The 16,086-nt window shown below is 73.2% G+C and carries 13 protein-coding genes; 9 read left to right on the top strand and 4 right to left on the bottom strand.

The window, feature by feature from the left end; all coding sequences use genetic code 11:
- Positions 1–168 precede the first annotated feature (168 nt).
- The gene (locus tag JKV81_RS22015) at positions 169–2,100 is read left to right on the top strand and encodes a SpoIIE family protein phosphatase (protein WP_202077375.1); all 1,932 of its coding nucleotides are present in this window, start codon (positions 169–171) and stop codon (positions 2,098–2,100) included.
- 50 nt (positions 2,101–2,150) lie between these two features.
- Positions 2,151–3,383 (top strand): radical SAM family heme chaperone HemW, encoded by a 1,233-nt coding sequence (gene hemW / locus JKV81_RS22010; protein ID WP_164992675.1) that lies wholly within the window; start codon positions 2,151–2,153, stop codon positions 3,381–3,383.
- A gap of 19 nt (positions 3,384–3,402) precedes the next feature.
- Here the strand turns inward: hemW and JKV81_RS22005 are convergent, their stop codons facing one another.
- The 3 genes from JKV81_RS22005 to JKV81_RS21995 form a co-directional block, all read right to left on the bottom strand.
- A complete protein-coding gene (locus JKV81_RS22005) occupies positions 3,403–6,288 on the bottom strand; it encodes an ABC transporter substrate-binding protein (RefSeq protein WP_202077373.1) in 2,886 nt (961 codons plus the stop codon).
- A 120-nt stretch (positions 6,289–6,408) separates the two neighbouring features.
- Positions 6,409–7,227, bottom strand: a complete 819-nt coding sequence (locus JKV81_RS22000) for a DUF3097 domain-containing protein (protein ID WP_202077371.1) — start codon at positions 7,225–7,227, stop codon at positions 6,409–6,411.
- Between the two features lie 25 nt (positions 7,228–7,252).
- Complete coding sequence (locus JKV81_RS21995; protein ID WP_202077369.1) at positions 7,253–7,975, bottom strand: MBL fold metallo-hydrolase; 723 nt, start codon at positions 7,973–7,975, stop codon at positions 7,253–7,255.
- Between the two features lie 165 nt (positions 7,976–8,140).
- Between JKV81_RS21995 and hrcA the strand changes: the two genes are divergently transcribed.
- The 7 genes from hrcA (at position 8,141) to JKV81_RS21960 (ending at position 14,615) form a co-directional block, all read left to right on the top strand.
- Positions 8,141–9,157, top strand: a complete 1,017-nt coding sequence (hrcA, locus tag JKV81_RS21990) for a heat-inducible transcriptional repressor HrcA (RefSeq protein ID WP_099172509.1) — start codon at positions 8,141–8,143, stop codon at positions 9,155–9,157.
- A complete protein-coding gene (gene dnaJ / locus JKV81_RS21985; protein ID WP_099172508.1) occupies positions 9,158–10,297 on the top strand; it encodes a molecular chaperone DnaJ in 1,140 nt (379 codons plus the stop codon).
- Positions 10,298–10,432: 135 nt separating this feature from the next.
- Positions 10,433–11,506 carry a nitronate monooxygenase gene (locus tag JKV81_RS21980; RefSeq protein ID WP_129262858.1) on the top strand — a complete coding sequence of 358 codons (1,074 nt, stop codon included), beginning with the start codon at positions 10,433–10,435 and terminating at the stop codon, positions 11,504–11,506.
- Entirely contained in the window at positions 11,503–12,246 is a 744-nt protein-coding gene (locus tag JKV81_RS21975) for a 16S rRNA (uracil(1498)-N(3))-methyltransferase (protein WP_129262856.1), read from the top strand. Before JKV81_RS21980 ends, JKV81_RS21975 begins: the two co-directional genes overlap by 4 nt.
- Positions 12,247–12,328: 82 nt before the next feature.
- The gene (locus JKV81_RS21970; RefSeq protein ID WP_099172505.1) at positions 12,329–12,688 is read left to right on the top strand and encodes a histidine triad nucleotide-binding protein; all 360 of its coding nucleotides are present in this window, start codon (positions 12,329–12,331) and stop codon (positions 12,686–12,688) included.
- A gap of 15 nt (positions 12,689–12,703) precedes the next feature.
- Positions 12,704–13,612 carry a ribonuclease Z gene (locus JKV81_RS21965; protein ID WP_129262853.1) on the top strand — a complete coding sequence of 303 codons (909 nt, stop codon included), beginning with the start codon at positions 12,704–12,706 and terminating at the stop codon, positions 13,610–13,612.
- A 10-nt stretch (positions 13,613–13,622) separates the two neighbouring features.
- Complete coding sequence (locus JKV81_RS21960) at positions 13,623–14,615, top strand: adenosine deaminase (RefSeq protein WP_129262851.1); 993 nt, start codon at positions 13,623–13,625, stop codon at positions 14,613–14,615.
- Here the strand turns inward: JKV81_RS21960 and JKV81_RS21955 are convergent.
- The gene (locus JKV81_RS21955) at positions 14,579–15,937 is read right to left on the bottom strand and encodes an MFS transporter (protein WP_202077367.1); all 1,359 of its coding nucleotides are present in this window, start codon (positions 15,935–15,937) and stop codon (positions 14,579–14,581) included. The genes JKV81_RS21960 and JKV81_RS21955 overlap by 37 nt on opposite strands.
- Positions 15,938–16,086 lie beyond the last annotated feature (149 nt).

Genomic DNA, 16,086 nt, shown 5'->3' with positions numbered 1-16,086 from the left:
AGGAGCGAGTCGGAGCCGGGGCCGGCGGGTGCGGAAGCGCCCGCCGGCCCCGGCTCGTTTCCGTCCGACTCCCGCCACTTCCGTCACTCGGCGCTTATGGGCACGCCCGGTCTGTCACCCTGTCGGGATACGTCAGCGGCGTTTCGCGAGACCCTCAGGAGCCGCACCGTGGGGCCCATACCCTTGCAGCGGGACATCGTTCAGCGTCCCGGGACCGTCGTCGCAGGTCAGGGCGACGATCCATGGCCGGTCGCACGCACGAGCCTGCCCGGAATCCCGCAGGCCTCGGCCGCGGCCCGCAGATTCGTCCGGGCCGCGCTGGCCGACTGGACCGGGCTCGGACTGCCCACCACCGGCGAGTTCGGCGAGCGGCTCACCGACGACGCCCTGACCGTGGCCAGCGAGCTGGTCACCAACGCGGTCGTGCACGCCGGTACGACCGTCGAGCTGCTCCTCAGGCTGGAGGACTCGGCCGGACCCGAGCCGGCCGCGCTGGTGCTGGAGATCACCGACCACCACCCCGCCCGCTCGGTGCGCGACGACCGCCCCGAGCGGCCCGACCCCGCCGAGTACGGCCGGGGGCTCCAGCTCGTCGCCACCCTCGCCGAGTCGTGGGGCATCACCTACCGCACCGGCCTCAAGACCGTCTGGGCGCGCCTCCCCGGCGACGACCGCTACGGGCTGCCCGACACCCCGGCCCCCGACGGCGCCGCCCGGGGCCGCGGCCCGCGCCCCCGCCGGATCGTGACCCCCGAGGGCGGGCCCGTGCTCCGCGACGACGCGGGCTGGGCCGGGGGCGGCGGGCTCTCCTTCCTCGCCGAGGCGTCCGGCCTCCTGGCGGGCCAGCTCGACGAGGACCTGGTGGCGGCGACGGCAGGACGGCTCCTGGTGCCCCGCATCGCCGACTGGTGCGCGATATGGCTGGAGAGCGAGGGCGGCGGCCCGGCGGCCGCCCCCAGGCTCGCCGGGGTCTGGCACCGCGACGAGGCGCGCACCGCGCTGCTGCGCCCCGCACTGGAGAAGGAGCCGCTCCGCCTGCCCGGAAGCGTCGGCACCGGCCCCGTGCCCATCCCCTGGCCGTCGGGCGCCACAGCAGAGCCCACCGAAGGCGCCGACGGCACGGGTGCCGCGCTCGCCCACCGCATCATCTCGGGCGGGCGCACGCTCGGCGCGGTCCTCGTGGGCCGCGAGGGCGCCGACCACATCCCCGACGAGGCCGCCGCCCTCCTCGCGGACTTCGTGCGCCGGGTCGGCCTCGCCGTGGGCGCCGCCCGCGCCTACACCCGGCAGGCCACCATCAGCCGCATCCTGCAGCGCGGCCTGCTGCCCAGCAAGGTCGCCGAGATTCCCGGGGTCAGCAGCGCGCTGGTGTACGAACCGGGGGACGACGGCGTGGTCGGCGGCGACTTCTACGACCTCTTCCCGTGCCCCGGCGGCCGCTGGTGCTTCGTGCTCGGTGACGTCCAGGGCAGCGGCCCCGAAGCCGCCGTCGTCACCGGCCTCGCCCGGCCCTGGCTGCGGCTGCTCTCCCGGGAGGGCTTCCGTGTCGGCGAGGTCCTCGACCGGCTCAACCGGCTCCTCCTGGACGACGCCATGGAGGCGGCCGAGGCGGCCGCCCTGATGGTCGCGGCCGCCGGCGGGCAGCAGATCCAGGGCGGTGAGCAGAACCAGGACGGCACCCAGTCCCGCTTCCTCTCCCTCCTGTACGGCGAGCTCGTGCCGCTCCCGGACGGCGGGGTGCGCTGCACCGTGGCGAGCGCCGGACACCCGCTCCCCCTGCTGCTGCGCCCCGACGGCTCCGTACGCCCGGCCGCCGAGCCGCAGGTGCTGCTCGGCATCGTCGAGGACGTGGCGTACGGGAGCCAGAGCTTCGACCTGACGCCCGGCGACAGCCTCCTGTGCGTCACCGACGGGGTCACGGAGCGCCGCTCGGGGCGGCTGATGTTCGACGACGGCGACGGCCTCGCCCGGGTCCTGTCCGGCTGCGCCGGGCTTCCGGCCGCCGGGATAGCGGGCCGCATCAAGCAGGCCGTCCACACCTTCGCCGAGCGCCCGCCCGACGACGACCTGGCCCTGCTGGTCCTCCAGGTCGACGGGTAGCGGCGCACGGCTGTACGGGAAGGCTCCGCGGGCGAGCGACAATGGACGGTATGCCTTCCGTACTGCCCGATGGTGAGCCCGTGCCCGACGACGGGGCGCTGCCCCGCCATGCCCTGGAAGGCGCCGCCGACCGCCCGCTCGGCTTCTACCTGCACGTGCCCTACTGCGCCACCCGCTGCGGCTACTGCGACTTCAACACGTACACCGCGACCGAGCTGCGCGGCTCCGGGGGCGCCCTGGCGTCCCGGGACAACTACGCGGCCCACCTGGTCGAGGAGGTCCGCCAGGCCCGCAAGGTGCTCGGCGACGATCCCCGCCCGGTGCGCACGGTCTTCGTCGGCGGCGGTACGCCGACACTGCTGCCCGCCGCCGACCTCGTCCGGATGCTCGGGGCGATCCGCGAGGAGTTCGGGCTGGCGGAGGACGCCGAGATCACCACGGAGGCCAACCCGGAGTCCGTCGGTCCCGCGTATCTCGCCGAGCTCCGGGAGGGCGGCTTCAACCGGGTCTCCTTCGGGATGCAGAGCGCCCGGAAGCACGTCCTGAAGATCCTGGACCGCACCCACACGCCCGGCAGGCCCGAGGCGTGCGTCGCCGAGGCCCGCGAGGCCGGCTTCGAGCACGTCAACCTCGACCTGATCTACGGCACCCCGGGGGAGTCCGACGACGACTGGCGGGCCTCCCTCGACGCCGCGATCGGCGCCGGGCCCGACCATGTGTCGGCGTACGCGCTGATCGTCGAGGAAGGCACCCAGCTCGCCCGGCGCATCCGCCGGGGCGAGGTCCCGATGACGGACGACGACGTCCACGCCGACCGCTATCTGATCGCCGACGAGGCCATGGCGGCGGCCGGCTTCTCCTGGTACGAGGTGTCGAACTGGTCCCGTACGCCCGAGGGCCGCTGCCTGCACAACGAGCTGTACTGGCGCGGCGCCGACTGGTGGGGCGCCGGCCCCGGGGCCCACAGCCATGTCGGCGGGGTCCGCTGGTGGAACGTCAAGCACCCCGGCGCCTACGCGCAGGCCCTGGCCGAGGGCCGCTCGCCCGGGGCCGGCCGTGAGGTGCTCGGCGACGAGGACCGGCGGGTCGAGCGCATCCTGCTGGAGCTGAGGCTCGTCGAGGGCTGCCCGCTGTCGCTGCTCGCCCCGGCCGGCCTCGCCGCCGCGGGCCGCGCGGTGAAGGACGGCCTGCTGGAGCCCGGACCGTACGGCGAGGGCCGCGCGGTCCTCACCCTGCGGGGACGGCTGCTGGCCGACGCCGTGGTGCGGGACCTGGTGGACTGAGACGCCCCTGGCAGGGCCCTCAGGGCAGCGGGCAGTCCGCGCGGGTCAGCGGCTTCCGGTCGCCCGCCGCCCGGCCGCACACGACGCGGCTCCGCGCGTCCGGCCCCGGGCGGGTGACCTCGACGATGTTCAGGCCGTGCACCTTCTGGTCGGCGTACGGGGTCGTCCCCCGGAAGGTGATGGTCCCGGTCGGCATGTCGTGCAGGGCCACCGAGTAGAGCGTCGCCCAGGTCTCCGCCGCGCTCTGCGGGGTGTCGCCGCGGGTCGCGGCGGCGTAGAGGGCCGCCGTCGCCTGGTAGGAGATGACCGTCTGCCCGCTGGCGTACATCATGTCCTCGTACGGGCGCTCCTTCGGCAGCGCGGGCAGCTGCTGCCCCTCGGGGAGCAGCGCCTGCAGGGCCTTGCGGGAGTCGTCGTAGAACGCCCGGCCGCCGCCCTGGCTCATGGGTGCGAGGGCGCCGTAGTAGAGCGTGACCTTGTCCGCGAGCTTCGTCGAGTCGTCGAAGCGCGCCTTGGTCAGATCGTCGCCGGTGAAGACCGTGATCTTCTTGTCGGAGCAGCCGGACGTCTGCCCGAGACCGGACATCAGCGTGTTGACGTCCTCGACCCGGCCGGCGAAGTACAGGGCGTCGGGCACGCGCTCCGCCCCGCAGATCGTGTGCAGGGGTGCGTCGAGGTTGGCGGAGCCGCCGTCCTTGGACAGGGAGTACTGGGTGTCCGCGGCCAGGGCGAAGCCGGACTCCTTCAGCATCTCCAGACCGACCCTGCGCTGCTCGGTGGTGTAGCGGTCCTTGTCCTCGTTGCCCACCTTCCTGGACAGGACGACGGCCTGCGGACGGTCCAGCCGGTCCGCCAGCTGCCGGGCGATCAGCCCGACGGCGTCGGCCTGCTCCTCGTCGGTCGCGGCGAGGCCGAAGTAGTTCGGGTAGAGGCGGGCCAGGTCGCTGCCGGAGTTCGTGGTGTCCACCACCGGCAGTCCGGCGCGCTGGAGCAGCCCGGTGGCCGCCGCGCTGTCCGTGGTGTTGCGGCCCAGGCCCACCACGCCGACGACGGAGGGGTCCCGCCGGGCGACCTCGATGATCTTTCTCACCGCCGTCGTCTGCCGCAGCATGTCCTGGCCGCCGTTGGCCGTGAGGACCCGGAGCTTGACGGAACGATTCGCCGTGTCGTTGACGAACCGCTGGTGGAGGTAGACGCCGGTCAGCTCCTCCAGGCCCTTGCGGGTGTCCTCCTTGTTCGAGTCGCTCCCGGTGAGCGGGCCCGCGTAGACGACGGTGACCCGGGGCTCACCCGGCTTGATGCCGGCGTTCTGCTCCCGCACCGCCTGCTCGATCCGCTCGAAGGTGACGCCCTCGCCCGCCCCGTTCAGCTGCAGGGTGTTGCCCTCGGCGAAGCGCACCTCGGAGGCGGTCGCCACCCCGATGCACTCCTCGGCCCCGCCGGGGCCGTCCAGCCGGACCGCGTCCGTGCTGCGGCCCACGAGCGGGCCGTAGCAGTACGTCTCCTTCCACTGCTGGCTCCACAGGAAGGTCCCCAGCAGCGCGGCGACCAGCACGAGCGTGACGGTCCTCCCCGACATCACCCACCGGACCCAGGTCCGGCGGACCCGGTGGGTGACGAGCTGGACATGGGCGTGCTCGTGGGTCAGCTGCTCGGTGGGGAGCGGGAGCCTCAGCACCCACGCCAGGGCCACGGCCGCCGCCGGGGCCTGGCCGACGCTCAGGTCCTCGACCCAGGACTCGTACCGCGCGCGGGCCCCCGAGCCGGAGCGGCCGTCCGCGGGCGGCTCCGGAGGCAGCGGCGGGGTGTGCCGCATGATCCGGTCCGCCGGAAGGGAGGCCAGGAGCAGCAGCGGATCCACCTCGCTGCGCCGCGAACGCACGTTGTTGATGGCGTTGATCAGCAGGATGCCGCCGTTGTCCTGGGTGGCCGTCGGAAGGAACACCACCGGCGGGACGGTGCGCTTGCCGCGCCGCCAGTCCAGGGCGTGCGCCCGGTAGCTGTCCAGCAGGTCCTCCAGCAGCGCCTGGACCCGCAGCTCCAGGTGGAACTGGCGGGCGTGCTCGTCGCCCGACCCCGCGTCCGCCACCCGCTCCGCGACGGCGGCGGCCCGTGCCCGGATCACCCGCCACGAACCGCTCGGGGAGAAACGCGACCAGCCGTCGGACGGATACGCGGTGCTCGACGCCGCCAGCGAGGACGTGGTGGCGAGCCACCTGCTGGCCGGACGCAGCCACAGCAGCGGCGGCGCCGCCCTCGTCATCAGCCGTACGACGGCCAGCCCCAGCAGGGCCGCGGTGGCGATCAGCGTGGTCACCACCCAGCCGATCTCGCCCAGCAGCACGCTGAGCACCGCGATGAACACGGCCCCCAGGAAGGTCTCCGGGCGGACCGAGGCGCGCAGCGAGTCCCACCAGGTGTTGCGCCCCGACCGGTTCGCCCGCCAGCGCAGGCTGCCCAGCTGTTCCAGGATCCGCTCGTCGCGCTCCCGGGCGGAACCCCGGTCCGGCTGGGCGACGACCGTCGCGGTGGCCTGCTCGATGGCGGCGAGCAGCCGGGAGCGGGGAAAGGTGAAGGGCTTGTACTGCGAGGTGCTCCGGGTCTCCCAGGGCCGCTCGGTGAGGGTGCGGACCATGGAGAGCGCCGCGTCGTACGGGGAGGCGCCCTGGCCGTCGAGCAGCTTCACCGGGACCCGGCGCAGCCGGTTCGCCCGGTGGACCTGGTGGACGATCTGCTCGACCCGGTCGTCGATCTCCGGGCCCGCCGAAGCGTCCTCCGCCTGCGCCACCACCAGAGGCATCACCGGGCGGTTGACCCGGTACTGGTCGATCAGCTCCTGCATGAGGTGGAAGACAGCGGAGGCCGCCTCGTTCGTGGCACTGTCCCGCCATACTTCGCGCGTCATCCGCCCCCGTGCCTTCCGCCGCGTCCGGCCCTGCCGTCATCTCTCAATAACGGATGGTGCGGGTGCGCCGCAGGAGTTCACGGGGATCGGTACCGGATCCTCCTCAACCGCCCGGGGACATCAGGCGGGAAGGGTGACGAAGTCGATCAATTCCTCGACCCGGCCGAGGAGTTGAGGCTCCAGGTCCTTGTACGTGCCGACCTTGGACAGGATGTGCTGCCAGGCCGCGCCCGTGTTCTCCGGCCAGCCCAGCGCCCGGCACACGCCCGTCTTCCAGTCCTGGCCGCGCGGCACCACCGGCCACCCGGGGATGCCCACGGAGGACGGCTTCACGGCCTCCCACACGTCGATGTACGGATGTCCCACCACCAGCACGTGCGCGTCGGTGACCTGGGCGGCGATCCGGGACTCCTTGGAACCGGGCACCAGGTGGTCGACCAGGACGCCGAGCCGGGCGTCCGGGCCGGGCGCGAACTCCCGCACGATCGCCGGAAGGTCGTCGACGCCCTCCAGGTACTCCACCACCACGCCCTCGATGCGCAGGTCGTCGCCCCAGACCCGCTCGACGAGCTCGGCGTCGTGCCGGCCCTCCACGTAGATCCGTCCCGCCCGCGCCACCCGGGCCCGCGCCCCGGGGACCGCCACCGAACCGGAGGCCGTACGCGAGGGCCGGGCGGGGCCGCCGGCCGACGGGCGCACCAGCGTGACCACCCTGCCCTCCAGCAGGAAGCCGCGCGGCTCCATCGGGAAGACCCGGTGCTTGCCGAAGCGGTCCTCCAGCGTGACCGTGGGCCCCTGGGCCGTCTTCTCGCACCGGATCACCGCCCCGCAGAAACCGGTGACGGCCTCCTCGGCGACCAGATCGGGCTCGGCGGGGACCTCGGGGGCGGGGGCGGACTTCTTCCACGGCGGGGTCAGATCCGGCTGGTAGCTGCGCATGGCACGACGATAAACGGCGGCCCTTTCACGACACGCCGAAGCGGGCGGCCAGTTGATCACGCTGCGCCCGTACGAACGCGGCGTCCACCACCGCCCCGTGCCCCGGCACGTACAGCGCGTCCTCGCCGCCGAGCTCCAGCAGCCGGTCCAGCGCCGCCGGCCAGTGCGAGGGGACCGCGTCCGGGCCCGCCTGCGGTTCGCCGGACTCCTCGACGAGGTCCCCGCAGAGCACCACGACGGGGGAGCCCGGCACCAGCACCGCGAGGTCGTGACCGCTGTGGCCGGGCCCCACATTGGCCAGCAGCACCTGGAAGCCGCCGCCGAGATCGAGCGTCCACTCGCCGCTGACCTGGTGCCGCGGGGCCACCAGCGCGTCCGTGGACGCCGTGGCGTCCGCCTCGCTCATCCCGTGCCGCAGCGCGTCGGCGCGCAGCTCGGCGGCGCCCCCTCCCAGGAGTTCCGCCGTGCCCACCGCCCCGTAGACCTCCGCACCGGAGAAGGCGGCGGTGCCCAGCACATGGTCGAAGTGCGGATGGCTCAGTGCGATATGCGTCACCCTCCGGCCCAGCAGCGCCTCCGCCTGGGTGCGCAGCCCGACCCCCTCCCGCAGTGTCGCGCCGGTGTCGTAGAGCAGCACACCGTCCGTCCCGGCGACCAGTGCGGCGGTCGCGTCCCAGACGGGAAGCCTCCGCCGTCCCGTACCGTTGCCCAACCGCTCCCAGCCGAACTCTTCCCAAGAGGCGTCCATACGACGACGCTATCCGCAACGACCTGCGCGGTCCCGCGACGGCATGGCCGGTCGCCCTTGCCCCGGGCCCACCCCGCCCCCGTACACTGACCGGGGGGATTGCTGGCACTCGAACGCACAGAGTGCCAGGCAGACGCCGAAGAACCACAGCTGGAGGTGTGCGCGGTGCTCAGCGAACGCAGACTCGAAGTGCTGCGCGCCATCGTCCAGGACTATGTCGGCACCGAGGAGCCCGTCGGCTCCAAGGCGCTCACGGAGCGGCACAGCCTCGGGGTCTCCCCGGCGACCGTGCGCAACGACATGGCGGTGCTGGAGGACGAGGGCTTCATCGCCCAGCCGCACACGAGTGCGGGGCGTATCCCGACGGACAAGGGCTACCGTCTCTTCGTCGACAAGCTCGCGGGCGTCAAGCCCCTGTCGTCGCCGGAGCGCCGGGCCATCCAGAATTTCCTCGACGGCGCGGTCGACCTCGACGACGTCGTGGGCCGCACGGTCCGGCTGCTCGCGCAGCTGACCAGGCAGGTCGCCGTCGTGCAGTACCCCTCGCTGACCCGTTCGACGGTCCGGCACGTGGAGCTGCTGTCGCTGGCCCCGGCCCGGCTGATGCTCGTCCTGATCACGGACACGGGCCGGGTCGAACAGCGTATGATCGACTGCCCTGCACCGTTCGGTGACACGTCCCTGGCGGATCTCCGGGCCCGGCTCAACAGCCGGGTCGTGGGACGACGCTTCGCGGACGTCCCGCAGCTGGTGCAGGACCTGCCGGAGTCCTTCGAGACCGAGGACCGGGGAACCGTGTCCACGGTGCTCTCCGTCCTCCTCGAGACTCTGGTCGAAGAGACGGAGGAGCGGCTGATCATCGGCGGCACCTCCAACCTCACCCGCTTCGGGCACGACTTCCCTGTGATGATCCGGCCGGTGCTGGAGGCATTGGAGGAGCAGGTCGTGCTGCTGAAGCTGCTCGGTGAGGCGACGGACTCAGGCATGACCGTACGGATCGGGCACGAGAACGCCCACGAGGGCCTCAACTCCACGTCCGTCGTCGCGGTCGGCTACGGTTCGGGCGACGAGGCAGTCGCCAAACTCGGCGTGGTCGGACCGACCCGCATGGACTACCCCGGAACGATGGGAGCGGTACGCGCAGTGGCACGTTACGTCGGACAGATCCTGGCGGAGTCGTAAGTGGCCACGGACTACTACGCCGTACTCGGCGTGCGCCGCGACGCATCTCAGGACGAGATCAAGAAGGCATTCCGTCGGCTCGCCCGCGAGCTGCACCCGGATGTCAACCCGGATCCGAAGACCCAGGAGCGGTTCAAGGAGATCAACGCCGCTTACGAGGTGCTGTCGGACCCGCAGAAGAAGCAGGTCTACGACCTCGGCGGCGACCCGCTGTCCCAGTCGGGCGGCGGCGGTGGCGCGGGAGGCTTCGGAGCCGGCGGCTTCGGCAACTTCAGCGACATCATGGACGCGTTCTTCGGGACGGCGTCGCAGCGCGGACCCCGTTCGCGCACCCGGCGCGGCCAGGACGCGATGATCCGGCTGGAGATCGACCTCTCCGAGGCGGCCTTCGGCACGACCAAGGACATCCAGGTCGACACGGCGGTCGTCTGTACGACCTGCAGTGGCGAGGGCGCCGCACCCGGCACCTCCGCGCAGACCTGTGACATGTGCCGCGGCCGCGGCGAGGTCTCCCAGGTCACCAGGTCCTTCCTCGGCCAGGTCATGACCTCGCGGCCCTGCCCGCAGTGCCAGGGCTTCGGTACGGTCGTGCCCACCCCGTGCCCCGAGTGCGCCGGTGACGGCCGCATCCGCTCGCGGCGCACCCTCACCGTGAAGATCCCCGCCGGTGTCGACAACGGCACCCGGATCCAGCTCGCGGGCGAGGGCGAGGTCGGCCCCGGCGGCGGCCCCGCCGGCGACCTGTACGTCGAGATCCACGAGCTCTCGCACGCCGTGTTCCAGCGGCGCGGCGACGATCTGCACTGCACGGTCACCATCCCGATGACCGCCGCGGCGCTCGGCACCCAGGTGCCGCTGGAGACGCTCGACGGGCTGGAGGAGATCGACATCAGGCCGGGCACCCAGTCCGGCCAGTCGGTCCCGCTGCACGGGCGTGGCATCACGCACCTGCGCGGCGGCGGACGCGGCGACCTGATCGTGCACGTCGAGGTCACGACCCCGACGAAGATGGACCCCGAGCAGGAACGCCTCCTGCGGGAGCTGTCCAAGCTGCGCGGCGAGGAGCGGCCCACCGGGCAGTTCCAGCCGGGACAGCAGGGGCTCTTCTCCCGTCTGAAGGACGCCTTCAACGGCCGCTGAACCCCGGCCGCCGCACCCTGTCACCGCACCGCCCGCCGGTCCCGTACCGGCGGGCGGTGCCGTGTGCACGGCGGCCCGTCCGCCGTACGAAAGGGCTGATTCGGCACGATCCCCGGGACATGGCACGATGCGGTCATGTCCTTGGCGCTGACCGATCTCTGCCGGTACCCGATCGTGCAGGCCCCGATGGCGGGCGGCGCCTCCCGGCCGGAGCTGGCCGCCGCCGTCACGGAGGCCGGAGGGCTCGGTTTCCTCGCCGCCGGCTACAAGACGGCCGACGGGATGTACAACGAGGTCGAGCAGCTGCGGAGGCTGACCGGCGGGCCCTTCGGCGTCAACCTCTTCATGCCGCAGCCGCAGGTCGCCGACCCCGGCGCCGTCGAGATCTACCGGCACCAGCTCGCCGGTGAGGCCGCCTGGTACGAGACCCCGCTCGGCGACCCCGACGCCAGCGGCGACGACGGCTACGAGGCGAAGGTCGCGATCCTGCTGGAGGATCCGGTCCCCCTGGTCTCCTTCACCTTCGGCTGCCCCACCCGCGAGGTGCTCGCTGCGTTCGCCGCGGCCGGCACCTCGACCGTGGTCACGGTCACCTCGCCCCAGGAGGCGCGGAACGCCCGGTGGGCGGGCGCCGACGCGCTCTGCGTCCAGGGCACCGAGGCGGGCGGCCACCAGTCCACGCACCGCGACGACCCGCAGGGCGGCCTCGCCGCCACCGGGCTGCTCCCGCTGCTCACCGAGATCCGCGAGTCCGTCCAGCTGCCGGTCATCGCCGCCGGCGGGCTGATGCGCGGATCCCAGATCACCGCCGTCCTGGCCGCCGGGGCCGACGCCGCCCAGCTCGGTACGGCGTTCCTGCCGTGCCCGGAGTCCGGGGCGCACCCGCTGCACAAACAGGCCCTGACCAACCCGCTGTTCGTGACCACGGCCCTGACCCGGGCCTTCTCGGGCCGCCCCGCGCGCGGCCTGGTCAACCGCTTCGTCCGGGAGCACGGCCCGTACGCCCCCGCCGCCTACCCGCAGGTGCACCAGCTGACCAGCGGGCTGCGCAGGGCCGCCGCCAAGGCCGGGGACGCCCAGGGCATGGCCCTGTGGGCGGGCCAGGGGCACCGGATGGCACGCGAGCTGCCCGCCGGTGAGCTCGTGGGCCTGCTCGCCGCAGAAATGGAAGCCGCGCGTGCGGCCGTGAGTGTGAGGAGTGCCCAGTGACGGCACCGGTCTTCGTCGTCGAACAGCTGCCCGGCGGCCCGGAGTTCGTCCTGGACGGCCCCGAGGGGCGGCACGCCGTGTCCGTGAAGCGGCTGAACCCGGGGGAGGACGTCGTCCTGACCGACGGGCGGGGCGGCTGGGCGGAGGGCGTCGTACGCGCCGCCGAGGGCAAGGACCGGCTCGTGGTCGGGCTCACGGCGGTGCGCGAGGAGCCCGCGCCCACCCCGTACATCACCGTCGTCCAGGCGCTGCCCAAGGGCGACCGGGGGGAGCTCGCCGTGGAGACGATGACCGAGACGGGCGTCGACGCGATCGTGCCCTGGCAGGCCGCGCGCTGCATCACGCAGTGGAAGGGCGACCGCGGCCTGAAGTCCCTCGGCAAGTGGCGCAGCACCGCGCGCGAGGCGGGGAAGCAGTCGCGCCGGGTGCGGTTCCCCGAGGTGGCCGACGCCATGACGACCAGGCAGGTCGCTGCCCTGCTGGCCGGGGCCGACTTCGCGGGCGTCCTGCACGAGGACCGGGACACCGGCAGCGAGCCGCTCGCCACCGCCGAACTCCCCACGCAGGGCACGATCGTGCTGGTCGTGGGCCCGGAGGGCGGCGTCTCGCCGCAGGAGCTGGCCGCCTTCGCCGAGGCGGGGGCGCCGCCGTACCGGCTCGGCCCCAGCGTGCTGCGCACCTCGACCGCGGGGACGGCCGCGGCGGCCCTGCTGATGGGACGCACCGGCCGCTGGAGCTGACAGCCGCCCGTCCTGGCCGGGGCGGACGGATAGCATGCCGGTGTACTGATCACGAGGACCGAACGACCTAGGAGGCCGGGCCATGGCGGGAGAACCGCAGACCGACTGCCTGTTCTGCAAGATCGTTACCGGGGACATCCCGGCGACCATCGTCCGCGAGAGCGCGACGACCGTCGCCTTCCGCGACATAAACCCCCAGGCCCCCAGCCACGTCCTGGTCATCCCCAAGGCGCACTACCCGGACGCCGCCTCGCTCGCGGCGGGCGACCCGCAGGCCGCCGCCGACGTGCTGCGTGAGGCCGGCCTGGTCGCCGCCGACGAGAAGCTCACGGAGACCGGCTACCGCATCGTGCTCAACACCGGTGCGGGTGCGGGCCAGACCGTCTTCCACGCGCACGCCCACGTCCTGGGCGGGCGCGGGATGCAGTGGCCCCCCGGCTAGGCGGGCCCTCAACCCGTGTCCGTACGCGAGCTCGTGATCCTCGGCACCGCCAGCCAGGTGCCGACCCGTCACCGCAACCACAACGGCTATCTGCTGCGCTGGGACGGGGAGGGCATCCTCTTCGACCCGGGCGAGGGGACCCAGCGTCAGATGCTGCGGGCGGGCGTCGCCGCTCATGACATCGACCGGATCTGCGTCACGCACTTCCACGGCGACCACTCGCTCGGTCTGGCGGGGGTGATCCAGCGGATCAACCTCGACCAGGTCCCGCACCCCGTCACCGTCCACTTCCCGGCGAGCGGGCAGCGCTTCTTCGACCGGCTCCGGTACGCGACCGCCTACCGCGAGTCCGTCGAGCTGACCGAGGCCCCGGTCGCCGCCGACGGCGTCCTCGCCACCACCGGCGCGTACACCCTGGACAGCCACCGGCTCTCGCACCCGGTCGAGTCCTACGGCTACCGCCTCACCGAGCCCGACCGGCTGCGCATGCTGCCCGCGAAGCTGGCCGAGCACGGCATCGGCGGGCCCGACGTCGGACGGATCCAGCGCGAGGGGGCCCTGCGCGGCACCCCGCTGGAAGAAGTCTCCGAGACCCGCCGCGGACAGCGCTTCGCGTTCGTCATGGACACCCGGCTCTGCGACGGCGCGTTCGCGCTCGCCGAGGGATGCGACATGCTGGTCATCGAGTCGACGTTCCTCGACGAGGACGGAAAGCTCGCCGCCGACCACGGCCACCTCACCGCAGGACAGGCGGCCCGGGTGGCGAAGGAGTCGGGCGTACGGCACCTCGTGCTGACGCACTTCTCCCAGCGCTACACCGACCCCGACGCCTTCGAACGCCAGGCCAGGGCAGCCGGCTACGAAGGTGAACTGACCATCGCCCAGGACCTGATCAGGGTCCCGGTACCCACCCGCCACACGTAACGAGAACACCGTGCACCTCCCCAAAGCCGAACTCCACCTCCACATCGAGGGGACCCTCGAACCCGAGCTGGCCTTCGCCCTCGCCGCCCGCAACGGCGTGGACCTGCCCTACGCGGACACCGAAGAGCTGCGCACCGCCTACCTCTTCGACGACCTGCAGAGCTTCCTCGACCTCTACTACGCCCTGATGGCGGTCCTGCGCACCGAGGAGGACTTCGCCGAACTGGCCGACGCCTACCTCGCCCGCGCCGCCGCCCAGGGCGTCCGGCACGCGGAGATCTTCTTCGACCCGCAGGCCCACACCGACCGCGGCGTCCCGATCGGCACCGTGATCGAGGGGCTCGGCCGGGCGCTGGACCGCAGCGAGGAGACGCACGGCATCTCCACCCAGCTGATCATGTGCTTCCTGCGCGACAAGTCCGCCGAGTCCGCGCTGGAGACCCTGGAGGCCGCGAAGCCGTATCTGCACCGCATCAGCGCCGTGGGTCTCGACTCGGCGGAGGTCGGACACCCGCCCGCGAAGTTCCGCGAGGTGTACGCGGCCGCCACGGCCCTCGGCCTGCGCAAGGTCGCCCACGCCGGTGAGGAGGGCCCGCCCGAGTACATCCGGGAGGCCCTGGACGTCCTCGGCGTCGAACGCATCGACCACGGGCTGCGCTGCATGGAGGACGCGGAGCTGGTGGACCGGCTGGTCTCCGAGCGGATCCCGCTGACGCTCTGCCCGCTCTCCAACGTACGGCTGCGCGCCATCGACGTACTGGAGCAGCACCCGCTGCGCTCCATGATGGACGCGGGGCTGCTCTGCACGGTGAACTCCGACGACCCCGCCTACTTCGGCGGTTACGTCGGAGACACCTTCCACGCCGTGCACGAGGCGCTCGGCCTGGACCAGGAGCAGCTGCGCACCCTGGCCCGCAACTCCTTCGAGGCGGCCTTCCTCGACCACGACGAGGAGCGCAGGGCGCGCTACCTCTCCGAGGTCGAGGCGTACGCGTTCGACTGACCGGCACCGCCGGCCGGTCCCGCCGTACGGAACGCGCTCCGGCCCAGCCGCCTGCGCCGCAGCGCGGGCAGGCTGAGCTCCGCGACCGCCTGCTCCGGCGCGCCCAGCTTGGGCACCGCGCCGGACAGGCTGTTGGTGGTGGCGGCCAGCAGCGCGGCAGGCGCACCACCCCTGCGCCGTACGGAGCCGGGCACCAGCGGCCGGCCGCCGGTGTGCAGCGCCACCGCCGTGACGGGGGCCGCGACCAGGAGCGTGGCGGCCCCCAGGATCAGGCCCATCACCGCGTAGCCGGCCTGCTCGGAGAGCACACTGCCGAGGAGGGGGCCGCAGGCCGTGCCGACGGATGCCGCCGAGCCCGCGAGGACCGCCCAGCGGCCGCGCACGTCCAGTGAGGCCGCGAGCCCGATCAGATACGACAGGACCACCGGGTAGAAGGTGTTCCAGGCGATCTCACCGGTCGCGAACGACCCCAGGTCCTCGGCTGAGGAGCTGAGCACGATGCTCCCCGCGATGATCATCGTCCCGAGGCCGATCGGCACCGCCCGGCCGAGCCGGGCGCCCAGCATGCCCGCGCCCATCACGCCGAGCAGTCCCGCTCCCAGCGCGGCGGCGAACACCGCGCCGACGGCCACCTCGGAGAGGCCGACCTGCTCGGCACCGATGCGGCTGCTCACCCCCCACAGGGCGTTCTGCGCCATGGACCAGACGAGCATCCCGCCGGCCAGCACCAGACCCGACCGCCGGTGCGGCAGCCGTCCCTGCACCGGGGACGTCCCGCCGGCCGGGACGGAACCGCCCAGCCGGGAGGTCGCGGGCCAGACCAGCAGGGCGACCAGCGCGATGGAGGCGAACGGCAGCCGGTGGCCGCCGCCCAGATGAGGGGTGGTCAGGTAGAGGGCACCCGCCGTCGCCGAGACGCTGAGCAGCCCGAGCGACGAGGTCCGGTGCGGGTCGCGCTGCGCGGCGATGCCGGACGCGGCGACGGCGGTCGCCGTGCCGGAGCCGAAGCCGCCGACCACGACGCCGGCGACGATCAGCGGCATCGAGGTGGTGAGCGCCGCGCAGCCGTAGCCGAGGGCGGCGAGCAGCAGCCCCGCGCGCGCCGGTCTCCGCGATCCGAATGTCTCGACGCGTCCTGCCAGCGCGAAGCCGGCCGAGGCCGAGCTGACCAGCAGGGCGCTGCCGACCAGGCCCGCCTGGGCGGAGGTCAGGCCCAGGTAGGTGCTGAGGCGGCCGACGATGGTGGGGAGCAGATAGGCGGCGAGGTAACCGGCGGTGAACACGGCTACCAGAGGCCACGCGGCGCGAGGGCGCGAGGACATGGGCGTTCCTGAAGACATGCCGGAGGCGGCAGAAGAAGGCAGGGGAGGGTAAGGCAGAGGTGACGCGGGGAGGGTGGAGCGGGGCAAGGCAGGGGAGGGTGGAGCGAGAAAACGCGGGAGAAGCGGCACTCGTCGTCAACCGTCCGGAT

It is taken from the genome of Streptomyces silvae (assembly GCF_016745505.1).
Lineage (GTDB): Bacteria > Actinomycetota > Actinomycetes > Streptomycetales > Streptomycetaceae > Streptomyces > Streptomyces silvae.
Note: the sequence above shows the minus strand (reverse complement) of the source record. Positions and strands in the feature narration are given on the sequence as shown.